Annotated in this window: 21 protein-coding genes and 1 tRNA gene; 8 read left to right on the top strand and 14 right to left on the bottom strand. The window is 71.5% G+C overall.

The window, feature by feature from the left end:
* Nucleotides 1-14: 14 nt before the first annotated feature.
* Nucleotides 15-317, top strand: coding sequence for a hypothetical protein (locus tag MTP03_RS06125; RefSeq protein ID WP_248491165.1), 303 nt, complete (start codon nucleotides 15-17; stop codon nucleotides 315-317).
* A complete protein-coding gene (locus MTP03_RS06120; RefSeq protein ID WP_248491164.1) occupies nucleotides 278-865 on the top strand; it encodes a hypothetical protein in 588 nt (195 codons plus the stop codon). Before MTP03_RS06125 ends, MTP03_RS06120 begins: the two co-directional genes overlap by 40 nt.
* Before the next feature lie 61 nt (nucleotides 866-926).
* Here the strand turns inward: MTP03_RS06120 and MTP03_RS06115 are convergent, their stop codons facing one another.
* The 4 genes from MTP03_RS06115 to rpmE all read right to left on the bottom strand — a co-directional run bounded on the left by MTP03_RS06115 (nucleotide 927) and on the right by rpmE (nucleotide 3,929).
* Nucleotides 927-1,577, bottom strand: coding sequence for an L-threonylcarbamoyladenylate synthase (locus tag MTP03_RS06115; RefSeq protein ID WP_248491163.1), 651 nt, complete (start codon nucleotides 1,575-1,577; stop codon nucleotides 927-929).
* Nucleotides 1,574-2,461 (bottom strand): peptide chain release factor N(5)-glutamine methyltransferase, encoded by an 888-nt coding sequence (gene prmC / locus MTP03_RS06110; RefSeq protein ID WP_371820900.1) that lies wholly within the window; start codon nucleotides 2,459-2,461, stop codon nucleotides 1,574-1,576. The genes MTP03_RS06115 and prmC overlap by 4 nt, the downstream gene beginning before the upstream one ends.
* A 58-nt stretch (nucleotides 2,462-2,519) precedes the next feature.
* Entirely contained in the window at nucleotides 2,520-3,608 is a 1,089-nt protein-coding gene (gene prfA / locus MTP03_RS06105) for a peptide chain release factor 1 (RefSeq protein WP_248491162.1), read from the bottom strand.
* Nucleotides 3,609-3,695: 87 nt separating this feature from the next.
* Nucleotides 3,696-3,929, bottom strand: coding sequence for a 50S ribosomal protein L31 (gene rpmE / locus MTP03_RS06100; protein WP_248491160.1), 234 nt, complete (start codon nucleotides 3,927-3,929; stop codon nucleotides 3,696-3,698).
* Nucleotides 3,930-4,201: 272 nt separating this feature from the next.
* Between rpmE and MTP03_RS06095 the strand changes: the two genes are divergently transcribed.
* Both MTP03_RS06095 and MTP03_RS06090 read left to right on the top strand, forming a co-directional pair.
* Complete coding sequence (locus tag MTP03_RS06095) at nucleotides 4,202-5,224, top strand: serine/threonine-protein kinase (RefSeq protein WP_248491155.1); 1,023 nt, start codon at nucleotides 4,202-4,204, stop codon at nucleotides 5,222-5,224.
* 11 nt (nucleotides 5,225-5,235) lie between these two features.
* Complete coding sequence (locus tag MTP03_RS06090) at nucleotides 5,236-5,790, top strand: hypothetical protein (protein WP_248491154.1); 555 nt, start codon at nucleotides 5,236-5,238, stop codon at nucleotides 5,788-5,790.
* 62 nt (nucleotides 5,791-5,852) lie between these two features.
* On the opposite strand, the gene rho is transcribed toward MTP03_RS06090, so the two are convergent.
* From rho to argS, 6 genes are all read right to left on the bottom strand, one after another.
* Nucleotides 5,853-7,823 (bottom strand): transcription termination factor Rho, encoded by a 1,971-nt coding sequence (gene rho / locus MTP03_RS06085; RefSeq protein WP_248491153.1) that lies wholly within the window; start codon nucleotides 7,821-7,823, stop codon nucleotides 5,853-5,855.
* Nucleotides 7,824-8,206: 383 nt separating this feature from the next.
* On the bottom strand, nucleotides 8,207-9,208 hold the full coding sequence (gene thrB / locus MTP03_RS06080) for a homoserine kinase (protein WP_248491152.1): 1,002 nt from the start codon (nucleotides 9,206-9,208) through the stop codon (nucleotides 8,207-8,209).
* Between the two features lie 8 nt (nucleotides 9,209-9,216).
* A complete protein-coding gene (gene thrC / locus MTP03_RS06075; protein ID WP_248491151.1) occupies nucleotides 9,217-10,308 on the bottom strand; it encodes a threonine synthase in 1,092 nt (363 codons plus the stop codon).
* On the bottom strand, nucleotides 10,301-11,635 hold the full coding sequence (locus MTP03_RS06070) for a homoserine dehydrogenase (protein WP_248491150.1): 1,335 nt from the start codon (nucleotides 11,633-11,635) through the stop codon (nucleotides 10,301-10,303). Before MTP03_RS06070 ends, thrC begins: the two co-directional genes overlap by 8 nt.
* Entirely contained in the window at nucleotides 11,635-13,059 is a 1,425-nt protein-coding gene (gene lysA, locus MTP03_RS06065; RefSeq protein WP_371820899.1) for a diaminopimelate decarboxylase, read from the bottom strand. Before lysA ends, MTP03_RS06070 begins: the two co-directional genes overlap by 1 nt.
* Nucleotides 13,034-14,686, bottom strand: coding sequence for an arginine--tRNA ligase (gene argS, locus MTP03_RS06060; RefSeq protein WP_248491147.1), 1,653 nt, complete (start codon nucleotides 14,684-14,686; stop codon nucleotides 13,034-13,036). The genes lysA and argS overlap by 26 nt, the downstream gene beginning before the upstream one ends.
* Before the next feature lie 76 nt (nucleotides 14,687-14,762).
* Here argS and MTP03_RS06055 point away from each other — a divergent pair.
* Nucleotides 14,763-14,835, top strand: a tRNA-Arg gene (locus MTP03_RS06055).
* Between the two features lie 62 nt (nucleotides 14,836-14,897).
* Here MTP03_RS06055 and MTP03_RS06050 read toward each other — a convergent pair.
* Entirely contained in the window at nucleotides 14,898-15,044 is a 147-nt protein-coding gene (locus tag MTP03_RS06050; protein ID WP_248491146.1) for a zinc transporter permease, read from the bottom strand.
* Between the two features lie 101 nt (nucleotides 15,045-15,145).
* On the opposite strand from MTP03_RS06050, the gene MTP03_RS06045 reads away from it, so the two are divergent.
* Nucleotides 15,146-16,747 carry an FUSC family protein gene (locus MTP03_RS06045; protein WP_248491144.1) on the top strand — a complete coding sequence of 534 codons (1,602 nt, stop codon included), beginning with the start codon at nucleotides 15,146-15,148 and terminating at the stop codon, nucleotides 16,745-16,747.
* Here the strand turns inward: MTP03_RS06045 and MTP03_RS06040 are convergent.
* The 3 genes from MTP03_RS06040 to MTP03_RS06030 all read right to left on the bottom strand — a co-directional run bounded on the left by MTP03_RS06040 (nucleotide 16,734) and on the right by MTP03_RS06030 (nucleotide 20,556).
* Nucleotides 16,734-17,237, bottom strand: coding sequence for a hypothetical protein (locus MTP03_RS06040; protein WP_248491142.1), 504 nt, complete (start codon nucleotides 17,235-17,237; stop codon nucleotides 16,734-16,736). The genes MTP03_RS06045 and MTP03_RS06040 overlap by 14 nt on opposite strands.
* 50 nt (nucleotides 17,238-17,287) lie before the next feature.
* Nucleotides 17,288-18,010: an O-methyltransferase gene (locus tag MTP03_RS06035; RefSeq protein WP_248491140.1), complete on the bottom strand. Its 723-nt coding sequence runs from the start codon at nucleotides 18,008-18,010 to the stop codon at nucleotides 17,288-17,290.
* Nucleotides 18,011-18,096: 86 nt separating this feature from the next.
* Entirely contained in the window at nucleotides 18,097-20,556 is a 2,460-nt protein-coding gene (locus MTP03_RS06030; protein ID WP_248491139.1) for an HAD-IC family P-type ATPase, read from the bottom strand.
* Between the two features lie 120 nt (nucleotides 20,557-20,676).
* Here MTP03_RS06030 and MTP03_RS06025 point away from each other — a divergent pair, with 120 nt between their 5' ends.
* The gene (locus MTP03_RS06025; RefSeq protein WP_248491137.1) at nucleotides 20,677-21,138 is read left to right on the top strand and encodes an SRPBCC family protein; all 462 of its coding nucleotides are present in this window, start codon (nucleotides 20,677-20,679) and stop codon (nucleotides 21,136-21,138) included.
* A 108-nt stretch (nucleotides 21,139-21,246) separates the two neighbouring features.
* Nucleotides 21,247-22,770: a long-chain fatty acid--CoA ligase gene (locus MTP03_RS06020; protein ID WP_248491136.1), complete on the top strand. Its 1,524-nt coding sequence runs from the start codon at nucleotides 21,247-21,249 to the stop codon at nucleotides 22,768-22,770.
* Nucleotides 22,771-22,914: the final 144 nt, after the last annotated feature.

Here is a 22,914-nt window from a genome sequence, read left to right as displayed (position 1 = left end):
TGGCAACGCGACAAGTGACTGATTCCACCCCGGACGACAAGAACCTCGCTGGCGAGGAAGCGGCGACCGAGGAGACCGTGCAGGACACCACTGAGGACACCACCGCCGACGAGGAGACGGCGCAGGTTCCGCTGAGCAAGAAGCCCGCCGCGAAGCGCCCTGCTCCCCGGTCGAGGACGACTCGGAGGACGCGGACTACGAGGAGGAGGCACCCGTCCGCCGGCGTCCCGCTCCCCGTCCTGCGGCGCGTAAGCCCGGCGGGTCCGCTGGTTCCGGCATGGCCGCGACGGCGACCACCGTGGTGGTCACCGTCGTGATCCTCGCGCTGCTGGCCACGTCGATCCTGTTCGGCGTGCTCTGGGGCATGAAGAAGAGCGAGCTCAGTGACGTGCAGGAGGCCGCGGCGAATCGGTCGCAGGCCGAGAAGGTGGCAGCGGAGTACGCCGCCGGCGCGTCGACCTTCGACTACCGCGACCTGACCCCTTGGCGCAGCGCGCTCACCAAGGGGGTGTCGCCGGAGCTGAAGACCAAGCTCGAGGCCACCGTCGGTGCGATGAACCAGTTGCTGCAGCCGCTGCAGTGGGTGTCGAAGGGCACCGTCATGGACGCGGTGGTCAACTCGGAGTCGGGGTCGATCTTCAAGGTCAACGCGTACGTCCGCGTCGAGGCCACCAATGTCCAGGCCGCGAGCGGCCGCGAGGTCGTCACCGTCTACAACGTGACGCTCGACAAGGACAAGGACTGGCAGATCACCGACGTGGGCGGCGTCGGCGGCGGCGTGCCCGCCACCACCGGCGGCGATCAGGCGCCCGCCCCCACCGCCGGGGAGACTCCTGCGGCACCCGCCCCCACGCCGGGCAACTGATCGGAGCGGAGAAGCGCCGAGTCCCCACCGGGGCTCGGCGTTTCTGCGTTTCTCGGGTAGCTCAGGCCAGCGATTCGGCGCTCAGGCCCAGGACCTCGGCAACGCGGGCGGTGCTCACGGCGCCCTCGCGCAGGACGCGCGGCTGCGGGCCGGACAGGTCGACGATGGTGGACGCCACCGCGTGCTCGGACGGACCGCCGTCGAGGTAGACCTCGACGGAATCACCCAGCTGGTCCCGCGCGTCGTCCATCGTGGCCGCCGGCGGCTTACCGGAGACGTTCGCACTCGACACCGCCATCGGCCCCACCTCGCGCAGCAGCTCGATCGCGACGGGGTGCAGCGGCATCCGCAGCATGACGGTGCCCCGGGTATCCCCCAGGTTCCAGGCCAGGCTGGACGCCTGCTCGACGACCAGCGACACCGCACCCGGCCAGAACGCGCGGGTCAGTTCCCGGGCGGCGTCGCTGACGCGGCTGACGAGACCGTCGATCGTGTTCCACGAGCCGACCAGCACGCCGACCGGCATGTCCGGCCCGCGATTCTTGGCGGCCAGCAGCGCTGCCACTGCGCGATTGTCGAAGGCGTCGCAGCCGATGCCGTAGAGCGTGTCCGTCGGCATGACCACGAGACGACCGCCCTTGAGCGCTGCGCGGGCCGCGCTGATGCCGGCGGCGCGGGAGTCCGGGTCGGTGCAGTCGTACGCGATACTCACGCGTCCATCCTGCCAGTCACGTAGCGGGGTCTCCCGGTGAGGTCCCGGTGCTGCTCCACGCCCGCGAACCCGGCCGCGGTCAGCAGCCCGGCCGCACCCGCGCCGTTCGCATCGTCGTGCTCGACGGCCACCGCTCCCCGTCGGCCAGCAGCCGCGCCGCGGCGCGCCAGTTCGCGGATCAGGTCCAGCCCGTCGGCGCCGGAGAACAGCGCGAGCGCCGGGTCGGCGGCCGCCTCCCGGTCGAGGTCGGCACCCTCCGGCACGTAGGGCGGGTTGCTCACCACCAGGTCGACGGTGCCGAGCAGCTCGGTCAGGCGGCCGGGCAGGCCCGGGTCTCTGACGTCGGCGGCGAGCACCGTCACCGTCCCCGCGAGGGTGGCCGCAGCGACGTTGCGCACCAGGTAGCCCAGGGCGGCCGGGTCACGTTCGACGAGCACGACACGCGCGTCCGGCACCGTCGCCGCCAGGTACAGGCCCAGCGCGCCGGATCCGGCGCACAGGTCCACGATGCCAGGGCCGGGAGCGGAGCGAGCGGGCCGCGTCCGATCAGAGCCCCGCCCCACCTGCCGGGCGGCCCAGACCGCCAGTAGCTCGGTCTCAGGACGCGGGACGAACACGCCGGGCCCCACGGCCAGCGTGAGCGGCCCGAAGTACGCGCGGCCCAGGATGTGCTGCAGGGGCTCCCGGGCCGCTCTGCGGGCGACCAGGGCCTCGTACGCGGCCTGCTGTGCCACACTGGCGTCGTCGGCGACGGGGATGCGCCCCCGGTCGATCCCGAGGGCCTCCGCGAGCAGGATCTCCGCGTCCACGCGCGCCGACGGGACGCCCGCGCCCGCGAGCCGGGCCGCCGCGGCCGCCGCGAGGTGCGTGGGCCGGGCGGTCACTCCGCCTCGAGCCGGGCCTGACGGTCCGCGGCCTGACGGGCGGAGGGGCTGGGGGACGTCACTCGGCCTCGAGCCGTGCTTGCCGGTCTGCCGCCTGGAGTGCGTCGAGCAAACCGTCCATCTCACCGTCGAGCACCTGGTCGAGGTTGTGCGCCTTGAAGCCGATGCGGTGGTCGGCGATGCGGTTCTCGGGGAAGTTGTAGGTGCGAATCCGCTCGGACCGGTCGACGGTGCGGATCTGTGCAGCCCTCGAGTCCGACGCGGCGGCCTCGGCCTCCTCCTCCTTCAGCGCCTGCAGGCGCGCGGCGAGCACCTGCATGGCGCGCGCCTTGTTCTGCAGCTGCGAGCGCTCGTTCTGGCAGGTCACGACGATGTTCGTGGGCAGGTGCGTGATGCGCACCGCGGAGTCGGTCGTGTTGACGCCCTGGCCGCCCTTGCCGGAGGACCGGTAGACGTCGATGCGCAGGTCCGACTCGTCGATCTGCACCTCCTCGACCTCGTCGGGCTCGGGGTAGACGAGCACGCCCGCCGCGGAGGTGTGGATGCGGCCCTGGCTCTCGGTGGCAGGAACGCGCTGCACGCGGTGCACGCCGCCCTCGAACTTCATCCGGGCCCACACCCCGTCGATGGTGCCGTCCGCGCCCGGCCCGCGGGACTTGATGGAGAACGTGGCGTCCTTGAACCCGCCCAGGTCGGAGTAGGTGGCGCCGAGGGTCTCGACCTTCCAGCCCCGCTGCTCGGCGTAGCGCAGGTACATGCGGGCCAGGTCGCCGGCGAAGAGGGCCGACTCCTCGCCGCCCTCGCCGGACTTCACCTCCAACACCACGTCGTCCGAGTCGTGCGGGTCGCGGGGCGCGAGCAGATCGGTCAGCTGCTGCTCGAGTGCCTCGATCTGCGCCGTCAGCGTCGTGACCTCCTCGGCGAACGACGCGTCATCGGCGGCCAGTTCCTGCGCGGCCGCACGGTCCTCGCGGGCGGTCTCCAGCTTGCGGTGCGTGGCCATGATCGGGGCCAGCTCGGCGAAGCGCTTGCCCACCCTGCGGGCCGCGGCGGCGTCGTTGTGCAGCGCCGGGTCGGACATCTGCTGTTCGAGACCGGAGTACTCGGCCAGGATGTCGTCGATCGCGGAGGGAGAGCCGGCGCTCATGTGGTGTCCTTCTTCCGATGGCTGTGCGGGGCCCGCAAAACGCGCCGACGCCCGGCCTGCGGAGCAGGACGGGCGTCGGACGGGCGGCTACTTCGAGTCGGCCGAGGCCTTGCTCGCGCGCCTGCCGTAGCGCTTCTCGAACCGGGCCACGCGGCCGCCGGTGTCGAGGATCTTCTGCTTGCCCGTGTAGAACGGGTGGCACTGCGAGCACACCTCGACGTTGATGCGGCCATCGGCCTTGGTGCTGTGCGTCTCGAACGTGTTGCCGCAACCGCACACGACGGTGGTGGCCACGTACTCGGGGTGGATCCCCTGCTTCATCTTGCCGTCCTTTTCGTTTCTGGTCGCCGGGTCGCCCCTGGCGTGCGCCAGGACCGTGAACCGGAACCCATACCGACGTTCCAGTATGCCAGAACGCACCGGCCGACGAGAAATTCCCGGCCCGGTGCGGGATCCGCCCGGGCGCGGTTTGGCCGATGACTGGCGCGCCCCAAGTCCGCCGGTGTTAGCTACCGTCTGTCAGATGTACGAGGCGGGAGAGACGACGTGAACCACTCAGGCAATGGGCCGGCCGGCACCGAGCCCCCGGGACCGTGATCGGCGGCTACGTGGTGGAGCGTCTGCTGGGTGCGGGCGGCATGGGCGCCGTGTACGCGGCGCGTCACCCGCGGCTACCCCGCGTGGACGCCCTCAAGGTCCTCCCCGCTGCGTTCTCCGGCGACCCGACCTACCGGGCGCGGTTCGAGCGCGAGGCCGACATGGCCGGCCGCCTCGACCACCCCAACATCGTCCCGGTCTACGACCGCGGCAACGACGACGGCCGGCTGTGGATGTCGATGAAGCTCATCCCCGGCCAGGACGCGTCCGGTCTGCTCGCGGCACACCCGCGGGGCCTCCCGGTCGACCAGGTGCTGACCATCGTCGACGCAGTCGCCGCCGCCCTCGACTACGCCCACTCCCAGGGCCTGTTGCACCGCGACGTCAAGCCGGGCAACATCCTCATCGACTCCGCCGGGCCGTCCTCGCGGATCATGCTCGGCGACTTCGGCATCGCCCGGCAGCAGCAGGACAACAGCGAGCTCACCACCGTCGGCATGGTCGTCGGCACCCTCGACTACGCCTCGCCGGAGCAGCTCGCGGGCGATCCCGTGGACGGCCGCAGCGATCAGTACAGCCTCGCCGGCACCACGATGCAACTGCTCACGGGCTCGAAGCCGTACGGCGCGAGCAGCGGCACCGCCGTGATCCGCGACCACCTGATGTCCCCACCGCCCGTCCCGTCGCGCCTGCGCCCCGATCTGCCGCCCGCGATCGACGCCGTCATCGCGCGTGCCATGGCCAAATCTCCGCAGCAGCGGTACGGCTCGTGCCGCGAATTCGCGCAGGCGCTGCGCGGCGCGGCGAGCCGGCCGGGCGGCGTATCGTCGACCACGCGGGTCCCGACGCCCCCACCCGTCCCGGCCCAGCGCCCCGCGACTCCCCCGCAGTTCGCGAGCGCACCGTCGCAGCCCTTCCCGCAGCCCGCCTCCGGACCGCAGGGCACGTGGCAGGGCGCCCCGATGGGCCTGTCCCAGCAGGGCCCGGCGCAGCGGGGCTCCGGCAGTAAGAGGGCCTGATCATCGGCGCCGTGGCGGCGGTCCTCGTGGTGGCCGTGGGCGCGGTCGCGGTGCTCCTGCTCAGTTCGGGGTCCGACGGTACGCGGACCACCGCCGCGCCCGTCAGCTCGTCCAGTGCACCCGTCTCGACGACGCCGGCGCAGCCCGTGAACAACACGTCCACGCTGCGCAACGGGTTCATCGACCCGTGCCTGATCAACGCCTCCGTGATCCAGACGCTCGGGATCAGCCCCCTCGCCGACGATCCCGGCCAACGCGCCGCCGACGGCGTGAAGTTCGCCTGCAAGGGCTCCGACTCGAAGGCCAGCAACGCCGACGTGAAGTTCGCGACCTTCGCGACGTCGACCGCCTGGGAGACCGGCGCCCCCGTCACCGTCGCAGGCTCGACGAAGTGGCGCAGCTTCACCGTGCCCAGCACCAACAAGAACCTGCCCGACTACTGCGTGACCGCATACAAGTCGCTGGCCAACGGCGTGCTGTACATCGGCATGCAGAAGGTGGGCGAGCGCGATTGCAACCGCGGCGCCGAGATCGCGGCCGCGATCACGGAGTACCTGCCGCAGTAGCAGCGCGAACGCGCAACGGCGCCCCACTCCGCTGGAGTGGGGCGCCGTTGTCTGTCACAGGCTCAGTCGTTGTCGGCGAACCCGCTGTTCTTCTGGACCGTCATCAGGAACTCGATGTTGTTCTTGGTCTTCTTGAGCTGGCTGATCAGCAGGTCGATCGCCTGCTGGCTGTCCAGCGCCGAGAGCAGCCGGCGCAACTTGTTCACCACGGCCGCCTCGTCGGGGGCCATGATGAGCTCGTCCTTGCGGGTGTTCGACGCCGCGACGTCGACGGCCGGGAAGACGCGCCGCTCGGAGATCTTGCGGTCCAGCTTCAGCTCGGCGTTGCCGGTGCCCTTGAACTCCTCGAAGATCACGGTGTCGCCGGTGGAGCCGGTCTCTACCAGCGCCGTCGCGATGATCGTGAGCGAGCCGCCGTTCTCGATGTTGCGCGCCGCGCCCAGGAACCGCTTCGGCGGGTACAGGGCCGTCGAGTCGATACCGCCCGAGAGGATACGACCCGACGCGGGGCTCGAGTTGTTGTACGCGCGGCCCAGACGGGTGATCGAGTCGAGCAGCACCACCACGTCCTTGCCGCCCTCGACCAGGCGCTTGGCCCGCTCGATGGCGAGCTCGGCGACCGAGGTGTGGTCCGACGGGGGCCGATCGAAGGTGGAGCTGATGACCTCGCCGCGCACGCTGCGCTGCATGTCGGTCACCTCTTCGGGCCGCTCGTCCACCAGCACCACCATGAGGTAGCACTCGGGGTTGTTGGTGGCGATCGCGTTGGCGATGTCCTGCAGCACCGTGGTCTTGCCGGCCTTCGGCGGGGCGGAGATCAGCGCGCGCTGGCCCTTGCCGATGGGCATGATCAGGTCGATCACGCGGGTGGTGAGGATGTTCTGCGCGGTCTCGAGGCGCAGCCGCTGGTTGGGGTACAGCGGCGTGAGCTTGTTGAACTCCGGCCGGTTCTTGGCCGCCTCGACGGGCTGGCCGTTCACCGAGTCCAGCCGGACCAGCGGGTTGAACTTCTGCCGGTTGTTCTGGTTACCGCGGCCGCCACCGCCGCCGGAGTTGCCGCCGCCGTCGTTCTCGCCGTCGCGGGGCATCTTCACCGCGCCCGTGATCGCGTCGCCGCGGCGGAGGCCGTTACGGCGGATCATGTTCATCGAGACGTAGACGTCGTTCGGCCCCGCGATGTAGCCCGACGTGCGCACGAACGCGTAGTTGTCGAGCACGTCGAGGATGCCGGCCACGGGCTGCAGGACATCGTCCTCGCCGACCTGCGGCTCACCGTCGTTCTGGCCCCGATCGCGGCCGCGGCGGCGCTCGCGGAAGCGGCGCCCGCGGCGCCCGGTGCCCTCACCGTCGTCGTCCGGGCCGTTGTTCTGGTTCCGGTTTCCCTGGCCCTGGTTGTTGCCCTGGTTGCGCTGGCGGTCGCCCTGCTGGCGGCCGTCGCCGTCCTGGTTCTGGTTGCGGCGCTGGTTCCGCTCGCGGCGCTGGCCCTGCTGTCCGCCCTCGGCGCGGGGTGCGTCGCCCTTCTGGGCGTCGCCCTTCTGGGCGTCGCCCTTCGCGTCCGACGGTGCCTGCCCGTCACGCCCGTCCGCCGCCTGCGCGTCGTTCCGGGCCTCGTTCCCGGCCTCGTCCCGCGGGGCGTCCTCCTTGGGGGCGTTCCGGGGCGCCTCGTTCTTGGGCGCCTCGTTCTTCGGCGCGTCGGCCTTGGGCGCCTCGATCTTCGGCGCGTCGTTCTTCGCGCGGTCGTTCTTCGCGCGGTCGTTCTGGGGCGCGTCGGCCTTCGGTGCGTCGGCCTTGGGGGCCTCGGCCGCCTTCGGCGCCTTGGCCGGCGTGCCGCCACCCTGCTGCGCGGTGATGGCGGCGATCAGATCGCCCTTGCGCAGGCCGGAGATCCCCTTGATCCCCAGCTCGCTCGCGATGCCGCGCAGCTCCGCCAGCACCATGCCGTTGAGGCCGGAGCGGCGACGCGCGTCCGCGCGCGCACTGCTGGCCGAGGCGGTGCCCGCCTCCGGGCCGGTGGTCAGTGACGTTTCGGTCACGGAGTTCCTTTCAATTCCCTACTCGCGCACTGCGAGGGTAGGGATCTACCGCGCTTCGCCGGCTGTCCTGCGGTGTTGCGCAGGGTTTTTCACGGGCGACGCACGAATGACGAAGGTGCTTGTTGCGCTTCGGCTGCCGGGCCCCGCGTTTCCGGCGGGGGCACAGATGTCTCGGCCTGATGTGGAGACCGGCGCGCCAACACGTCCGAGGCTGGTTGCTGGGCGTGGAATGGCTGTGTGCCGAAGTAGCGTCCGCGCATTCGTCGGACACGTCTGCCATGATAGCGCGGGCGTGGACGCCCGGCAATCACCGCCCCCGTACGAATGCGAACGCGTCCCCGCGCCCGCACCGCGGCCGGGGCGGACGGAGGCCTGTCGCCGGTTCAGATCCGGGCGACCCCGTCGGCGATGGGCAACTCGCGCACCGTGAACCCAGCCTCGACGGCGGCGTCCGCGAGCCGGGGCGCGAGCGGCTGCGGCGTCAGTGCCAGGACAGTGGGGCCGGCACCCGAGATCGCTGCGGCCACGCCGGCCGCCCGCAGCCGCTCGACCAGGGCGAACGACTGCTTCATCGAGGCCGCCCGGTACCGCTGGTGCAGCCGGTCCTCGGTGGCGTCGAGCAGCAGATCCGGGTGCGCGGTGAGCGCGAGCACCATGAGCGCGGCGCGCGAGGCGTTGAAAGCGGCGTCGGCGTGCGGCACGAGCCGGGGCAACATGCCGCGCGTCACCGAGGTCGAGGACTGCACGTCGGGCACGAAAGCGTAGGCACGGACGTCTGGGTGCACGTCCACGCGCCGCGCTCCGTAGTGCAGGGGCGCCGACGGTGCCGCGCTCGCCGCCGCGTGATCGCGGTAGCCCGCCACGTCGGGCACCGGGACGGCGGGCACCGTCCACGAGACCACCGCACCGCCGAGAACGCTGGCCGACGCGTTGTCCGGGTGACCCTCGAACTCCGAGGCCAGCTGGACCATCTCGTCGGAGGTCAGCGCCCGGGGGGCTCCGGCGTCGGCGGCCAGCGCCGCGGCCGCGGCGATCCCCGCGACGGCGGCGGCCGCGGACGACCCGAGGCCCCGCGAGTGCGGGATGCGGTTCACACAGGTCAGGCGCAGCCCGGGCGCAGCAACGCCCAGGTGGGCGAGGGTGCGACGGAGCGCGACCACCACGAGGTGCCGGTCGTCGTCGGGCACCTCGTCGGCGCCCTCGCCGGACACGACGATCTCGAGAGCACCGTCGGGGATCGTCTCGACGGTGACGTCGTCATACAGACCGAGGGCAAGCCCGAGCGTGTCGAAGCCGGGGCCGAGGTTGGCGCTCGACGCCGGGACTGTGACGGTGACCGTCAGGCCGGCGGGCAGGGCGAACGGGGCGGTGGCAGCGATGGTCACGGGTGCGGCTACTCCGTCAGTCCCATGGCCGCGGCGACCGCGACCGGATCGATGCCGACGCGGGCGATCTCGGGCAGGCTGCTGAGGGCGGTGTCGGGGTCCTTGAGGCCGTTGCCGGTCACGGTGCAGACGACGGTGGAGCCCTTCTCGATCCAGCCGTCCGCCGTCGCGGCGAGCAGGCCCGCCACGGACGCGGCGGACGCGGGCTCGACGAACACGCCCTCGGTCTTCGCGACCAGGCGGTACGCCTCGAGCAGCTTCTCGTCGGTCGCGGCGCGGAACTGGCCGTTCGACTCGTCCTTGGCGGCGACGGCCTGGTTCCAGGAGGCGGGGCTGCCGATGCGGATGGCGGTGGCGATGGTCTCGGGGTCCTTGACCGGGGCGCCGTTGACCAGCGGCGCAGCGCCGGCGGCCTGCACGCCGAGCATCCGCGGGCGCGATCCGCTGATCCCGTCGGCGAAGTACTCGCTGTAGCCGCGCCAGTAGGCGGTGATGTTGCCGGCGTTGCCGACGGGGAGCGCGTGCACGTCGGGCGCCTTGCCGAGCGCGTCGACGATCTCGAAGGCCGCGGTCTTCTGGCCCTCGATGCGCACCGGGTTCACCGAGTTGACCAGGGCGATCGTGTCGAAGGTGGCGGTGGTCTTGCGGGCCAGTTCGAGGCAGTCGTCGAAGTTGCCGTCGACCTCGATGATCCGCGCGCCGTACATGACGGCCTGGGCCAACTTGCCCATCGCGATCTTGCCCGCGGGCACCAGCACGGCGCACTCGATCCCGGCGATGGCGGCGTACGCGGCGGCCGACGCGGACGTGTTGCCGGTGGACGCGCACAGCACGCCCTTCTTGCCGGTGGCCTTCGCCTCGGTGACGGCCATGGTCATGCCGCGGTCCTTGAAGGAGCCGGTGGGGTTGAGCCCCTCGACCTTGAGGTGCACGTCGCACCCGGTGAGCTCGGAGAGCGCCTTCGCGGGCAGCAGCGGGGTCGCGCCCTCGCGCAGGGTGACGGGCGCCCAGCCCGGCTCCCACGTGTCGCACACGGGCAGACGGTGCCGGTACGCCTCGATCAGGCCGGGCCAGGGCTGGTGCACGGGGGTGCTAGTCATTGGTTCCCTCCAGACGGAGCACGGAGGACACGGCGGTCACCACGTCCAGGTTCTTCAGGGCCTCGACGGTGTCCGACAGGGCCGCGTCGGGCGCCCGGTGCGTGAGGATCACCAGGCGCGCGCCCCGCTCGGGGGTGTCGGCCTGCTGCCGGACGGTGCTGATCGACACGTTGCGCGCGGAGAACTCGTTCGCGACGGCGCTGAGCACGCCCGGGCGGTCCGCGACCTCCATCGCCACGTAGTACCGGGTGAGCACCTCGCCGATCGGCGCGATCGGCAGCTTCGCGTACGCCGAGTCGCGCGGGCCGCGGCCGGAGACGACCTTGTTGCGGGCCGCGGCGACCAGGTCGCCCATCACCGCGGAGGCAGTGGGCGCGCCGCCGGCCCCGGCCCCGTAGAACATCAGACGGCCCGCGTTCTCGGCCTCCACGAACACGGCGTTGTACGCGCCGTCGACGCTGGCGAGCGGGTGTTTGAACGGCACCAGCGCCGGGTACACGCGGGCCGAGACCCGCTGCGCGCCCTGGGCATCGGTGAACTTCTCGCAGATCGCGAGCAGTTTGATGGTGCAGTCGAAGGCCCTGGCCGCCTCGATGTCCGCGGCGGTGACGCCGGTGATGCCCTCGCGGTGGACGTCGGCGGCCTTGACCCGGGTATGGAAGGCGATCGACGCGAGGATCGCGGCCTTGCTCGCGGCGTCGTAGCCCTCGACGTCGGCGGTCGGGTCGGCTTCGGCGTAGCCCAGGCGGCCGGCCTCGGCGAGCACCGTCTCGTAGGCCTCCCCCTTCTCCGCCATGTTGGAGAGGATGAAGTTGGTGGTGCCGTTGACGATTCCGGCCACCAGCTCCACGCTGTCGCCCGCGAGGGACTGCTGCAGCGGGCGGATCACAGGAATCGCGCCGGCCACGGCGGCCTCGAAGTACAGGTCGGCGCGGGCCTTGTTGGCGGCGTCGGCGAGTTGGCCGGTGTACTCGGCGAGCAGCGCCTTGTTGGCGGTGACCACCGACTTGCCGGCCTTGAACGCGCTGAGCATCAGCGAGCGCGTGGGCTCGATGCCGCCCATCACCTCGACCACGATGTCGACGTCGTCGCGGCCGACGAGGGCCTCCGCGTCGTCGGTCAGCAGGCTCTTCTTCAGCCCGAGCGCCTTGAGGCCGCGGTCCTTCTCGGTGTCGCGCACCGCGATCCCGCGGATGACGAGGTCCGCGCCCACCCGGGCGGCGAGATCGTCCGCGTTCTCCACCAGGATCCGCGCCACCTCGGCGCCCACGGTGCCCATGCCGAGAAGGGCGACGCCCAGTTCCTTCTGCTGCGGCGAATCGGTCATCAGAGCACCTCCAGGCTCACCAGGTCGTCCACGGTCTCCCGGCGCAGGATCAGCCGCGCCGCGCCGTCTCGCACCGCCACCACAGCCGGTCGCGGCTGCATGTTGTAGCGGCTGGACATCGAATAGCAGTACGCCCCCGTGGCGGCGACGGCCAGCAGGTCGCCCTCCGCCAGATCGCCGGGGGTGTCGGTATCGCGGACCACGACGTCGCCGGTCTCGCAATGCTTTCCGACGATGCGCGACCGCACCGGCGCCCCCTGCGGGTCGCCGCTCGCGACCACCGCGGTGTACTCCGCGCCGTACAGGGCGGTGCGGATGTTGTCGCTCATTCCGCCGTCCACGGAGACGTAGCGCCGGAAGCCCTGCGCCGCAACATCCTCCGAGTCCACGACGACGTCCTTGATCGTGCCCACTTCGTACAGCGTGATCCCGGGCGGGCCCGCGATGGCACGGCCGGGCTCGACGGCCAGGTGCGGTGTCGCCAGTCCCAGTGCGGCGGACTCGGTCTCCACGATGTGCCGCAGCTTCGCCGCGAGGTCCGCGACCGGCGGCGGGTCGTCGTGGGCGGTGTACGAGATCCCCAGCCCGCCACCGAGGTCGATGGTGCTCAGCTGCGCGGTCTTCTCCGCACCGAAGCGCGCGACCACGTCGCGCAGCAACTCCAGCACGCGGCGGGCGGCGATCTCGAAGCCGTCGACGTCGAATATCTGCGAGCCGATGTGGCTGTGCAGGCCCACCAGGCGCAGGTTGTCGGCGGCGAAGACGGCGGCGACCGCCTTCATCGCCGGGGAATCGGAGCCGGCTCCGCCGGATTCACGGCCCGCCGTGGCGGCCAGGGAGAAGCCGAACTTCTGGTCCTCATGCGCGGTCGAGATGAACTCGTGGGTGTGCGCCTCGACGCCCGGCGTGAGCCGGATCAGCACCTCCTGCACCGCGTTCCGCTCCCCCGCGACGGCATCCAGCCGGGCGATCTCCGACAGCGAGTCCACCACGACGTGGCCGACGCCGGACGCGACGGCGTAGTCCAGCTCGGCGACGGACTTGTTGTTGCCGTGCAGCGCGATCCGCTCCGCGGGGAAGCCCGCACGCAGCGCCATGGCGAGCTCGCCGCCGCTGCACACGTCCAGGTTCAGCCCCTCCTCGCGGACCCAGCGGGCGATCTCCATGGACAGGAACGCCTTCGATGCGTAGTGCACCGCGGCGCCGTCGCCGAAGGCCTCCCGCATGCCGCGGCAGCGGGCGCGGAAGTCGTCCTCGTCGATCACGAGCAGCGGCGTGCCGAACTCGGCCGCCAGGGCGTTCGCGGACACACCGGCGACGGACAGCGCACCGTCGGGCTCCCGGCGCGCGTGGGCGGGCCAGACGGCCCGGTCCAATTCACTCACGAGTGGTGGCCTCTCACATCCGGTCGGGTGCCGAAACACCCACGAGCGCCAAGCCGTTCGCGAGCACCTGGCGGGTGGCGGCGCACAGCGCCACGCGGGCGCGGTGCAGGTCGGTCGGCTCCTCGTCGCCCAGCGGCAGCACGCGGCACTCGCCGTAGAAGCGGTGGTACGCGCCGGCGAGGTCCTCGAGGTAACGCGCGATGCGGTGCGGCTCACGCAGATTCGCGGCGCCCGCGGCCACCGCGGGGAACTCGCCCAGGGTGCGCACGAGGTCGCCCTCGCGCGGGTTGTCCAGCAGCCCCAGGTGTTCCGTCGACGCCTCGATACCGAGCTCGGCCGCACTGCGCGCGATGGCCGAGAGCCGCGCGTGCGCGTACTGCACGTAGTAGACGGGGTTCTCGTTGCTGGCCTGCGCCAGGAGGTCCAGGTCGAGGTCGATGGAAGTGTCCACCGAGCTGCGCACCAGCGAGTACCGCGCGGCGTCCACGCCCACGGCCTCGACGAGATCGTCGAGGGTGATGACGGTGCCGGCGCGCTTGCTCATCCGGACGGGCTTGCCGTCCTTGACGAGGTTCACCAGCTGGCCGATGAGCACCTCGATCCGCGCCGGGTCGTAGCCGAGCGCCGCGGCGGCGGCCTTGAGCCGGCCGATGTAGCCGTGGTGGTCGGCGCCCAGCATGTAGATCGCGAGGGTGAAGCCGCGGTCGAACTTGTGCTTGATGTAGGCGATGTCGCCCGCGATGTAGGCGGCGTTGCCGTCGGACTTGATGACGACGCGGTCCTTGTCATCGCCGTAATCGGTCGCCTTGAGCCACCAGGCGCCGTCCTGCTCGTACAGGTTGCCGTTCGCCTTGAGCTGCTCGACGCTGCTCTCGACCAGGCCCGAGCTGAACATCTCGTCCTCGTGCGTGAACACGGCGAAGTCGGTGCCGAACTCGTGCAGGGTGCGCTTGATGTGCGCGAACATGAGCTCGACGCCGTCGGCGCGGAAGGCCTCGATCCGGTCGGCCTCGGGAAGGTCGAGGATGCCCGGCCGGCCGCCCACGACGGTGGCGGCGATCTCGCCGATGTAATCGCCGGCGTAGCCGTCCTCCGGGGTCGGCTGGTTGCGCGCGGCGGCGTCCAGGGAGCGCGCGAAGCGGTCGATCTGCGCGCCGTGGTCGTTGAAGTAGTACTCGCGGGTGACCTCGGCGCCCTGCGCCTCGAGCACGCGGCCCAGGCTGTCGCCCACGGCGGCCCAGCGCGCACCGCCCAGGTGGACGGGACCCGTCGGGTTGGCGGAGACGAACTCGAGGTTGATCAGGGCGCCGTCGAGCGCCTTCCCGTGCCCGAACGCGCCGGCCTGCTCGAGGATGCTCGCGACGAGCCGGTTCTGCGCGTCCGCGGCGAGGCGGATGTTGAGGAAACCCGGACCGGCGACGGTGGCCTCGGCGACCCCGACGGCGTCGCCGAGCGCCTCGGCGAGCCAGGTCGCGAGGTCGCGGGGGTTGACGCCGGCCTTCTTGGCGACCTGCATCGCGACGTTGGTCGCGTAGTCGCCGTGCTCGGGATTGCGCGGTCGCTCGACGGTGACGCGCTCGGGCAGCACCGACACGTCGAGGCCGCGCTCGGTGAGCACGGTGGTCGCGGTGGCGTGCAGGAGTTCCGAAAGGTCAGCGGGAGTCACCGGTCCATCCTAGGGTGCCCCTGACCGCCCGGTTTCCGCCGGGGCGCTCGGATGCGCTAACCTAGCTGAGCCCTGCGCCCCCGTAGCTCAGGGGATAGAGCGTTCGCCTCCGGAGCGAAAGGCCGCAGGTTCGAATCCTGCCGGGGGCACGATCATGACGCGACGGCCCCGCCACCGAGGATCTCGGTAGCGGGGCCGTCGTCGTGCGGGCTCAGTGCTCGTCGTAGTGGTCACCGTGCGGCGCGTGCCGGTGGCCGTCGTGGATGTAGTCGACGTGGTCGTCGTGCTGGACGGCCTCGTGGCCGCAGCCCTCGCCGTGGACGTGGTCGGAGTGCTCGTGGATCTCGTGGTCGCTCATACCCGGGACGCTACCGACGGACCGGATACATAGCAATATTTGCATATTCATGCATCGGCGGTCGCTCGCGGTCCGCAGGCCACGGGTGATGAGATGGCCCCGTGACAGATCCGCTCCCCCAGGTCGCCCGGGTCCGCTCGCTGCTGTTCGCCGACGGTGCGCCCGTCTGGCGCTGGTCGGCCGGCCTGCGCGCCGCGGCTGCGGCCGGGATCCCCGGCGCGACCCTGGTCGCGGCGGGCCACGCGGGCTCCGCGCTGTTCGCCACCTTCGGCGCCTTCGCCGTCCTCTACGGCGAGGGCCGCGCGTACCGGGTGCGCGCCCAGGTCGTGGCAACGGCGGGCGTCGCCCTCCTGACCGGCGTCGTCGCGGGCGCGATTCTCGGCACCGTCGTCCCGCCGGGCACGACCCTGATGATGGCGGTCGCCGTCGCGGTGGTCACGGTGCCGGCGGTCCTCGCTGTCTTCGTCGTCGACGCGCTGCGCCTCGGCCCGCCCGGCGCCCTGTTCTTCGCACTGGTCGGTTCGGGCGCGCTCATGGCGGTGGAGGCCGGGGCCGATCCGGTGCTCCTCGTCGTGGCGGCGGCGCTCGGCGCCGCCACCTCGGTCGTCGTCACGATGGCGGGCGCGCTCCGCGACCCGTCCGGGCCGCAACACGAAGCCACGGGACGCGCCCTGCGCGCGGTGTCCGGCTACCTCGAGTCCGACGGTCCGCCGTCGGCCGAGCGCCGGCATGCCGCGGGTTCCGCACTGGTCGGGGCCTGGGCGGTGCTGGACGACGCGCGGTCAGCCACCCGCCCCGCCGACTCGAGGCTGCTCGCCGACCTGCGGGCGGCGAACCGCCGCTTCGCCGCCGCGAGCGACGATTCCGTCGACACCGAGAGCGACCCCTCCCGTGGCGTCACGACCGCACGACTACGGCCGAGCATCGCGCACCGCCTGCGCCGCTCGGTGCACCCGGCCGCGCACGCGGCGATCACCGCGGCGCGCGTCGGGATCGCATGTGCAATCGCCGGCGCGGTGAGCATCGCGTTCGGATTCGAGCGGCCGCAGTGGGCGGCGATCAGCGCGCTCGTGGTGTTGCAGACCGGCACCGACAGGGTGCACGGCACGGTGCGTGCGCTGCACCGCTTCCTCGGCACCGCGGTCGGGCTGGTGCTGTTCGCTGGCCTGCACGCACTGGCACCCACCGGTTACGCGCTCGTCGCCCTGATCTGCGTGCTGCAGTTCTGCATCGAGATCCTGATCGTGCGCAACTACGCCGCGGCGGTCGTCGCCATCACCCCGGTGGCGCTCCTGGCGAGCGGCGCCGCCGCCACCGGCGCCGCCGCGGTGGACGCGATGCGCGAACGGCTGCTCGAGACCGTGGTCGGGGTGCTCGTCGCACTGGTGGTGATGTTCCTGACGTTCCCGAAGGCGCACCGTCGGACCTTCACGTGGACGGAGGCCCGGATGACCCGCGCCGCGCACGAACTCGTCGCGGCCGCGACGGCGGCGCCCGTCGGTACCGCCCTTCCCCGCGCCGCGGCGCGCGACCTGCACTTCGAGATCGAGGGTTGCGTACGCGCGGGCATCGACTCGGCCCACAACGACCCCGAGTGGACCGCCGAGCGGTGGGCGCGGCGCGCCGAACTCGTGCATCGCGGCTACGACCTGGCGGTGCGGTTCTGGACCAGCCCGCCGGACCGGCCGCTCAACTCCGACTGACCACGCCGATCATCGGCACGCCGCGGCCGGCGCCGTACAGGCCCCGATAGATCGACGCGTACAGCTGGGCGATCGCGGCGATGGCGAACAACACACCTTCGGCGATCACGAACCCGATGTAGCTCGGATAGGGCTTCGCCATGTCGTGCATCCACGCCTCGGGGCCGAGGAACGCCGCGTGCACCAGCAGCACGGCGGAGGTCGCGACGAGAGTCGCCCGAGCGGCGGCCGCGAGCTCCACCGCGTTGACGGCCGCGATCAGCGCGATCAGCGCCACGGCCGCGCCGAAGGCGACGAATCGCAGGGCCTGGATCTGATAGTCCTCGGGCACTGAGACCCGCCCGACCTTCGCCGCGAGATGGACGCCGTTCAACGTGACCCGAATCTGCCACAGCAGCGCGAACGCGATGATCGGCAACACGAACGCCGACACCGCGACCACCATCGGGGTCAGCCACGCCAGCGCGACGGGGCGCCGTTCCTCATTCATGAATCGAATGCTATCGCATATTCGCGATCATGCATGATGGTCGCAGTGGCTCAGCCCCGCTTGCGGGAGATCTCCAGGCCGCCGTTGCCGGGCACCGTCACCGACGTGAACGGACCGTCGGGGTCGCGAACGAACCCGAGGTACTCTCGGTACGCCGTCGCGGCGCCGACCACGTTGTCGCACACCACGAGCGCGCCCGGCCGCAGGTGCGGCGTCACGAGTTCGAGGGCCGGGAGGGCCATCGGCGTCCAGATGTCGACGAGCATGAAGTCGATGGGCCCGTCGAGGTCGCGCAGCGTCTCGCGCAGGTCGCCCTCGCGGATCTCCACGTAGTCGCCGACACCGGCCTCCCGCAGATTGCGGAGCGCGCGCTGCACCTTGGCCGGCTCGTGCTCCGTGCCGATGACGACGCCCCGCTCGCCGTTGCCGGCCTCGCCCTCCGCGAGGTTGTCTCGGACCGCGGCGGCGAGGTAGATCGTGGAGACGCCGAAGGACGTGCCCGCCTCCACGATCCGGGTCGCGCCGATGGAGCGGGCCAGCATGTGGATCAGCGCCGCCTTCGCCGGTGCGATCGCCACGAGCTTGTCGGCGACGAACCGCTTCCCCTCCTCCCCCTGGGTGAAGTCGATCGTCCGCTCACGCAGCAGGGACACCGCCATCCGCCGCCCGATTGCGGGAACGCTCCCGATGATCTGCTTCTTACTCTGCGCGTGCAGCCGGTTCGCGACGGCGGCGGCGAGCGGGTCCAGCGGTGACGGCGCGAGCTTGTCCATCCCCCGACGGTACCGATATTAGGCTCACCTAACAAGACCTGGTGCGGAGGCGCAACGAGGGCCGAGGGTCCGCCGGCGTGCGCGCATCAGGCACCTCGGCGATCGAACCTCGCGAACACCGACGGCGCGCCCCGCCGGAAGACTTCCACCATCACGATCGCCAGCCCGCCGAAGGCGAAGCCGGTGCCCACCGCCGCCGGATCGCTGATGTCGAGGAAGAACTTCTCCTGCGCCAGCGGAATCGAGAACAGCACCACGTAGAACGCGACCGAGCCCCCGACGAGCAGGAGCTTCCACCACGTGTACGGCCGCGCCACGATGCCGAGCACCCACAGCGAGCCGACGAGGAGGGTGATCAGCGCGGCCGTCGACGCCTGGATCTGCTCCGGGCTCAACGTGGTCGCCTTCGCGCCGATCGACGCTCCGGACCCGCCCGGGTTCACCACGAGGTAGCACAGGAACGTCGCCAGGCCGATCCCCACGCCCGACGGTGCCGCCAGCCGCAGGACGCGCGCGACGAACCCCGTCTTGGCCCGCTCGTTGTTGGGTGCCAAGGACATCACGAACGCCGGAATTCCGATGGTGAACCACGCGGCGATCGTCACGTGGATCGGCTGGAACGGATACGAGATCGGCGCGAAACCGAAGACCTTGGCGCCCAGGCCCGCCAGGCCCACGAGCCAGGCGAGCAGGACCGCGTAGACGGTCTTGGTGAGGAACAGGTTCGCGACGCGCTCGATGTTGCCGATCACGCGGCGCCCCTCCCCCACCACGTACGGGAGGGTGGCGAACCTGTTGTCCAGCAGCACGATCTGCGCGACGGATCGCGCGGCGGAGCTGCCCGACCCCATCGCGACGCCGATGTCCGAGTCCTTGAGCGCGAGCACGTCGTTCACGCCGTCGCCCGTCATGGCGACGGTGTCGCCGCGAGACTGCAGCGCCTTGACCATGGCCCGCTTCTGATCCGGACGCACGCGGCCGAAGGTCACGTTGTCGGTGACCGCGGCGCCGAGCTCGTCGTTGTCCGAGGGCAGCTTCCGCGCGTCCACGGACGAGTCCGGCGACCCGAGCCCCAGCGAATGTGCCACGGCGCCGACGGAGACCGCGTTGTCGCCGGAGATCACCTTGACGGCGACGCCCTGCGAGTCGAAGTAATCGAGCGTGCCCTGCGCGTCGGGCCGCACCCGCTGCTCGAGCGCGATCAACGCGCGGGGCACCAGGTTCCCGGGCGCCTCCAGTCCGTCGACCTCGGTGTCCACCGGGACGTCCGTCGACGCGACGAGCAGCACTCGCAGGCCCGTCGACCCGAGCTCGGTGGCGCGCCGGGCGCCGTCGGACTCGGGATCGAGGAGGACGTCGGCGGCGCCGAGGATCCAGTTCCCCTGCGGCGCGGCACCGTCGGCGAGCGAGATCCCGGACCATTTCTTCGCGGAGCTGAACGGCGCCACGGCCGCGGCGCGCCACGACGGCGCGTCCGGGTACGCCTCCGCGATCGCCTGCACGCTGGCGTTGGGGCGCGGGTCGAGGGCGGCGACGGCCGCGAGCGCGCGCTCGATGTCGCCCCGGTCACCGTCGAGCACGTCCAGCACGGACAGCCGCATGCCGTTCTCGGTGAGCGTGCCGGTCTTGTCGGCGCACACCACGTTCACGCGGGCCAGCCCCTCGATCGCGGGCAGCTCCTGCACGAGGCACTTTCGCTGCCCCAGCCGCACGACGCCGACGGCGAAGGCGATCGAGGTCATCAGCACGAGCCCCTCGGGCACCATCGGGACCAGGGCGGCGACCATGCCCAGGATCGCCTGGTTCAGCTCCTGCTTCGAGATCACCAGCTGGTTGAAGACGGTGAGGACGCCGGCCGGGACCAGCAGCCAGGTGATCACCTGGAGAATCTTGTTGATGCCCGAGCGCAGCTCGGAGTCGACGAGGGTGAACTTGCTGGCCTCGTCGGCGAGCTGCGCGGCGTAGGCGTCCGCGCCGACCTTGGTGGCGCGGTACGCGCCCGAACCGGAGACCACGAAGCTGCCGGAGAAGATCTCGTCGCCCAGCTGCTTGTCGACGGGATCGGCCTCGCCGGTGAGCAGTGACTCGTCGACCTCGAGGGCCTCGAACTCGATCGTCTCGCCGTCGACGACGATCTGGTCGCCGGGGCCGATCTCGATGACGTCGTCGAGCACGACCTCGGACTGCGCGACCTCCGCCGAGGCACCGTCGCGCCGCACCACGGGGCGTGCCTGCCCGACGATCGCGAGCGAGTCCAACGTCTTCTTCGCGCGGAGCTCCTGAATGATGCCGATGCCCGAGTTGAAGATGATGAGCAGGCCGAACGCGCCGTTGATGATCGAGCCGGTGAACAGCACGAGCAGGAACAGCACGCCCAGCATCGCATTGATACGGGTGAACACGTTGGCGCGGATGATGTCCCACGCGCTGCGCCCGGACCGATCGGGCAGGGTGTTCACCCGGCCGTCGGCCACGCGCTCCGCCACCTGCGCGCCGGTGAGGCCGGACGCGGGCAGGCCGGACGTCGTGTCGGGGGCAGCAGTCATGCACGCGAGTGTAATGAGGCGGACCCGCGCTGCGCGGGCGGTGAGGCGGGCGACACGCTGGGGCCGGCCTGTCGTCGTGCTCACCGTGCTGGGCGTCCGGGCGCGCCGTACTCTTCCCCCATGGCCGAATTCACCGTCACCCGATCCACCGCGATCGCCGCCCCTGCCGAGACGGTGTTCGGGCTGATCGACGACTTCCACGAGTGGCGGCACTGGTCGCCGTGGGAGGGACTCGACCCCCGCCTGCACCGCGAGTACACCGGCCCGGCCGAAGGCCCCGGCGCGACCTACGCGTGGCGCGGGAACCGCAAGGCGGGCGCCGGGCGCATGACGATCTCCGACTCGGTCCCGCCGCGATCCGTGGACGTGGACCTCGAGTTCCACAAGCCGATGGCCGCGAACAACCACGTGCGTTTCGACATCGAACCCGACGGCGACTCCGTCCGGGTCACCTGGACGATGACCGGCGTGACCACGGGCCTGTTCGCGCTGATCGGGAGGATCGTGCCGGTGGACAAGTTCGCCGGCAAGGACTTCGAGAAGGGCCTCGCCGCCCTGAAGGCCCGCGCCGAGAACCGGTGACCGGTCCGGTCGTCGGTGCCGGCGTGGAAAACCGGCAAAACAGGTGACCGCGGCGGGCCGAGCGGAGAAGATGTAGCCCAGATTCCGCACGCCCGCCGAGGAGAGCCCATGCCTGCACGCCCCGCCGTCGACCTCGGATCCTGGATCGCGCGCCGCGCCGCGGTGAGCGGGGACCGCCCCGCCGTCACCTACGGTGACGCGACGTGGAGCTACCGCGAGTTCGCCGACCGGGTGGACCGGCTCGCGGCCGAGCTGGTGGCCGGCGGTGTGGGCACGGGCGACCGCGTGGGGTACGTGGGCTTCAACCACCCCGACTTCCTCACCACGATGTTCGCCGCCTCTCGCGCGGGCGCCGTCTTCGTGCCGCTGAACTTCCGCCTGACCTCGGCGGAGCTGGAGTACATCCTCACCGACGCAGGCGTACACACCCTGGTCGCCGACGCGGACCGCGCGGCAGTCGTCGAGCCGGTACGGGCCTCGTCGGGGATCACGCGGGCGATCGCACTCGAGGCGGTGGACGGCTGGGAGCAGCTCGACGCACTCCTCGCCGCGCGCGAGCCGATCGCGGAACCGCAGTCGCCCGCCGAGGACGACCTCGCCCTCATCATGTACACCTCGGGCACCACGGGCCGCCCGAAGGGGGCCATGCTCACGCACGGAAACATGTTCTGGAACAACATGAACGCGCTGCTGAGCCTCGACACGATGTCGACGGACATCAGCCTCGTCGCGGCGCCGATGTTCCACATCGGCGGCCTCAACGTGACCACGCTGATCACCCTGCAGAAGGGCGGGCAGCTGGTGATCCTGCCCGCCTTCGATCCCACCGCCGCGCTGCAGCTCATCGAGAAGCACCGGGTGACCACCATGTTCGGCGTGCCGGCGATGTTCCTGTTCATGAGCCAGGTCCCGGCCTTCGAGACCGCCGACCTCTCCAGCGTCCGCCAGTTCACCTGCGGCGGCGCGCCGGTCCCCGAGCCGCTCATCGCCCTCTACAACGGCCGCAGCATCCCTTTCTGCCAGGGCTACGGGCTCACTGAGACCGCGCCGCTCGCCCTCGTCATGGATGTCTACGACACCGCGCGCAAGATCGGCGCCGCCGGCCACCACGTCCTGCCGCTGTCGGAGGTCGCGCTCCTCGGGCCCGACGGTGCGCCGGTCCCCGCCGGGGAGCGCGGCGAGGTCTGCGTGCGCGGCCCGCAGGTCACGCCCGGCTACTGGCAGAACTCCGACGCCACCGGCGCCGCGATCGACGCCGACGGCTGGTTCCACACCGGCGATGTCGGAGAGCAGGACGAGGACGGCTACGTCACCGTGGTCGACCGGGTGAAGGACATGGTGATCTCCGGCGGCGAGAACGTCTACCCCGCCGAGGTCGAGTCCGTGCTGTATCGGCACCCGTCGATCGCAGAGGTCGCGATCATCGGTACGCCGCACGAGAAGTGGGGCGAGGCCGTGACCGCGATCGTCGCACTCAAGCCCGAGACCTCGCTCACGCTGGACGAGGTCCGTGACTTCGCGAAGGGCTCTCTCGCGCCGTACAAGCTGCCGCTGGCCCTGCACATCGTGGACGCCCTCCCCCGCAACCCCGCCGGCAAGGTGCTCAAGTTCAAGCTGCGCGAGCAGGTCTGATCAGGCCTACGCCCGCCGGGAACGGCGCGATCCGACTGCCGGAGCGGATCGAAGAGCGGGACCTACCGCCCGTCGCCCGGCGGTCGCCGGTCGTCGGGCATCTGCCCCGGCGCCCCCGCGCCCTGCTGTCCGTAGGGGCCCTGC

The sequence above is a fragment of the Tsukamurella sp. PLM1 genome (genome assembly GCF_023168325.1).
Lineage (GTDB): Bacteria > Actinomycetota > Actinomycetes > Mycobacteriales > Mycobacteriaceae > Tsukamurella.
The sequence above is the reverse complement of the archived record's forward strand: the minus strand, read 5'-3'. Positions and strand labels throughout refer to the sequence as shown.

What these genes read in the sequence shown, in the direction of transcription:
- MTP03_RS06070 (WP_248491150.1), bottom strand. Translation starts at nt 11,635, where the DNA reads ATGACCGATTCGCCGCAGCAGAAGGAACTGGGCGTCGCCCTTCTCGGC.
- thrC (WP_248491151.1), bottom strand. Translation starts at nt 10,308, where the DNA reads ATGACTAGCACCCCCGTGCACCAGCCCTGGCCCGGCCTGATCGAGGCG.
- prfA (WP_248491162.1), bottom strand. Translation starts at nt 3,608, where the DNA reads ATGAGCGCCGGCTCTCCCTCCGCGATCGACGACATCCTGGCCGAGTAC.
- MTP03_RS06025 (WP_248491137.1), top strand. Translation starts at nt 20,677, where the DNA reads ATGGCCGAATTCACCGTCACCCGATCCACCGCGATCGCCGCCCCTGCC.
- MTP03_RS06040 (WP_248491142.1), bottom strand. Translation starts at nt 17,237, where the DNA reads ATGAATGAGGAACGGCGCCCCGTCGCGCTGGCGTGGCTGACCCCGATG.
- rpmE (WP_248491160.1), bottom strand. Translation starts at nt 3,929, where the DNA reads ATGAAGCAGGGGATCCACCCCGAGTACGTGGCCACCACCGTCGTGTGC.
- MTP03_RS06050 (WP_248491146.1), bottom strand. Translation starts at nt 15,044, where the DNA reads ATGAGCGACCACGAGATCCACGAGCACTCCGACCACGTCCACGGCGAG.
- MTP03_RS06120 (WP_248491164.1), top strand. Translation starts at nt 278, where the DNA reads ATGGCCGCGACGGCGACCACCGTGGTGGTCACCGTCGTGATCCTCGCG.
- MTP03_RS06030 (WP_248491139.1), bottom strand. Translation starts at nt 20,556, where the DNA reads ATGACTGCTGCCCCCGACACGACGTCCGGCCTGCCCGCGTCCGGCCTC.
- MTP03_RS06020 (WP_248491136.1), top strand. Translation starts at nt 21,247, where the DNA reads ATGCCTGCACGCCCCGCCGTCGACCTCGGATCCTGGATCGCGCGCCGC.
- MTP03_RS06035 (WP_248491140.1), bottom strand. Translation starts at nt 18,010, where the DNA reads ATGGACAAGCTCGCGCCGTCACCGCTGGACCCGCTCGCCGCCGCCGTC.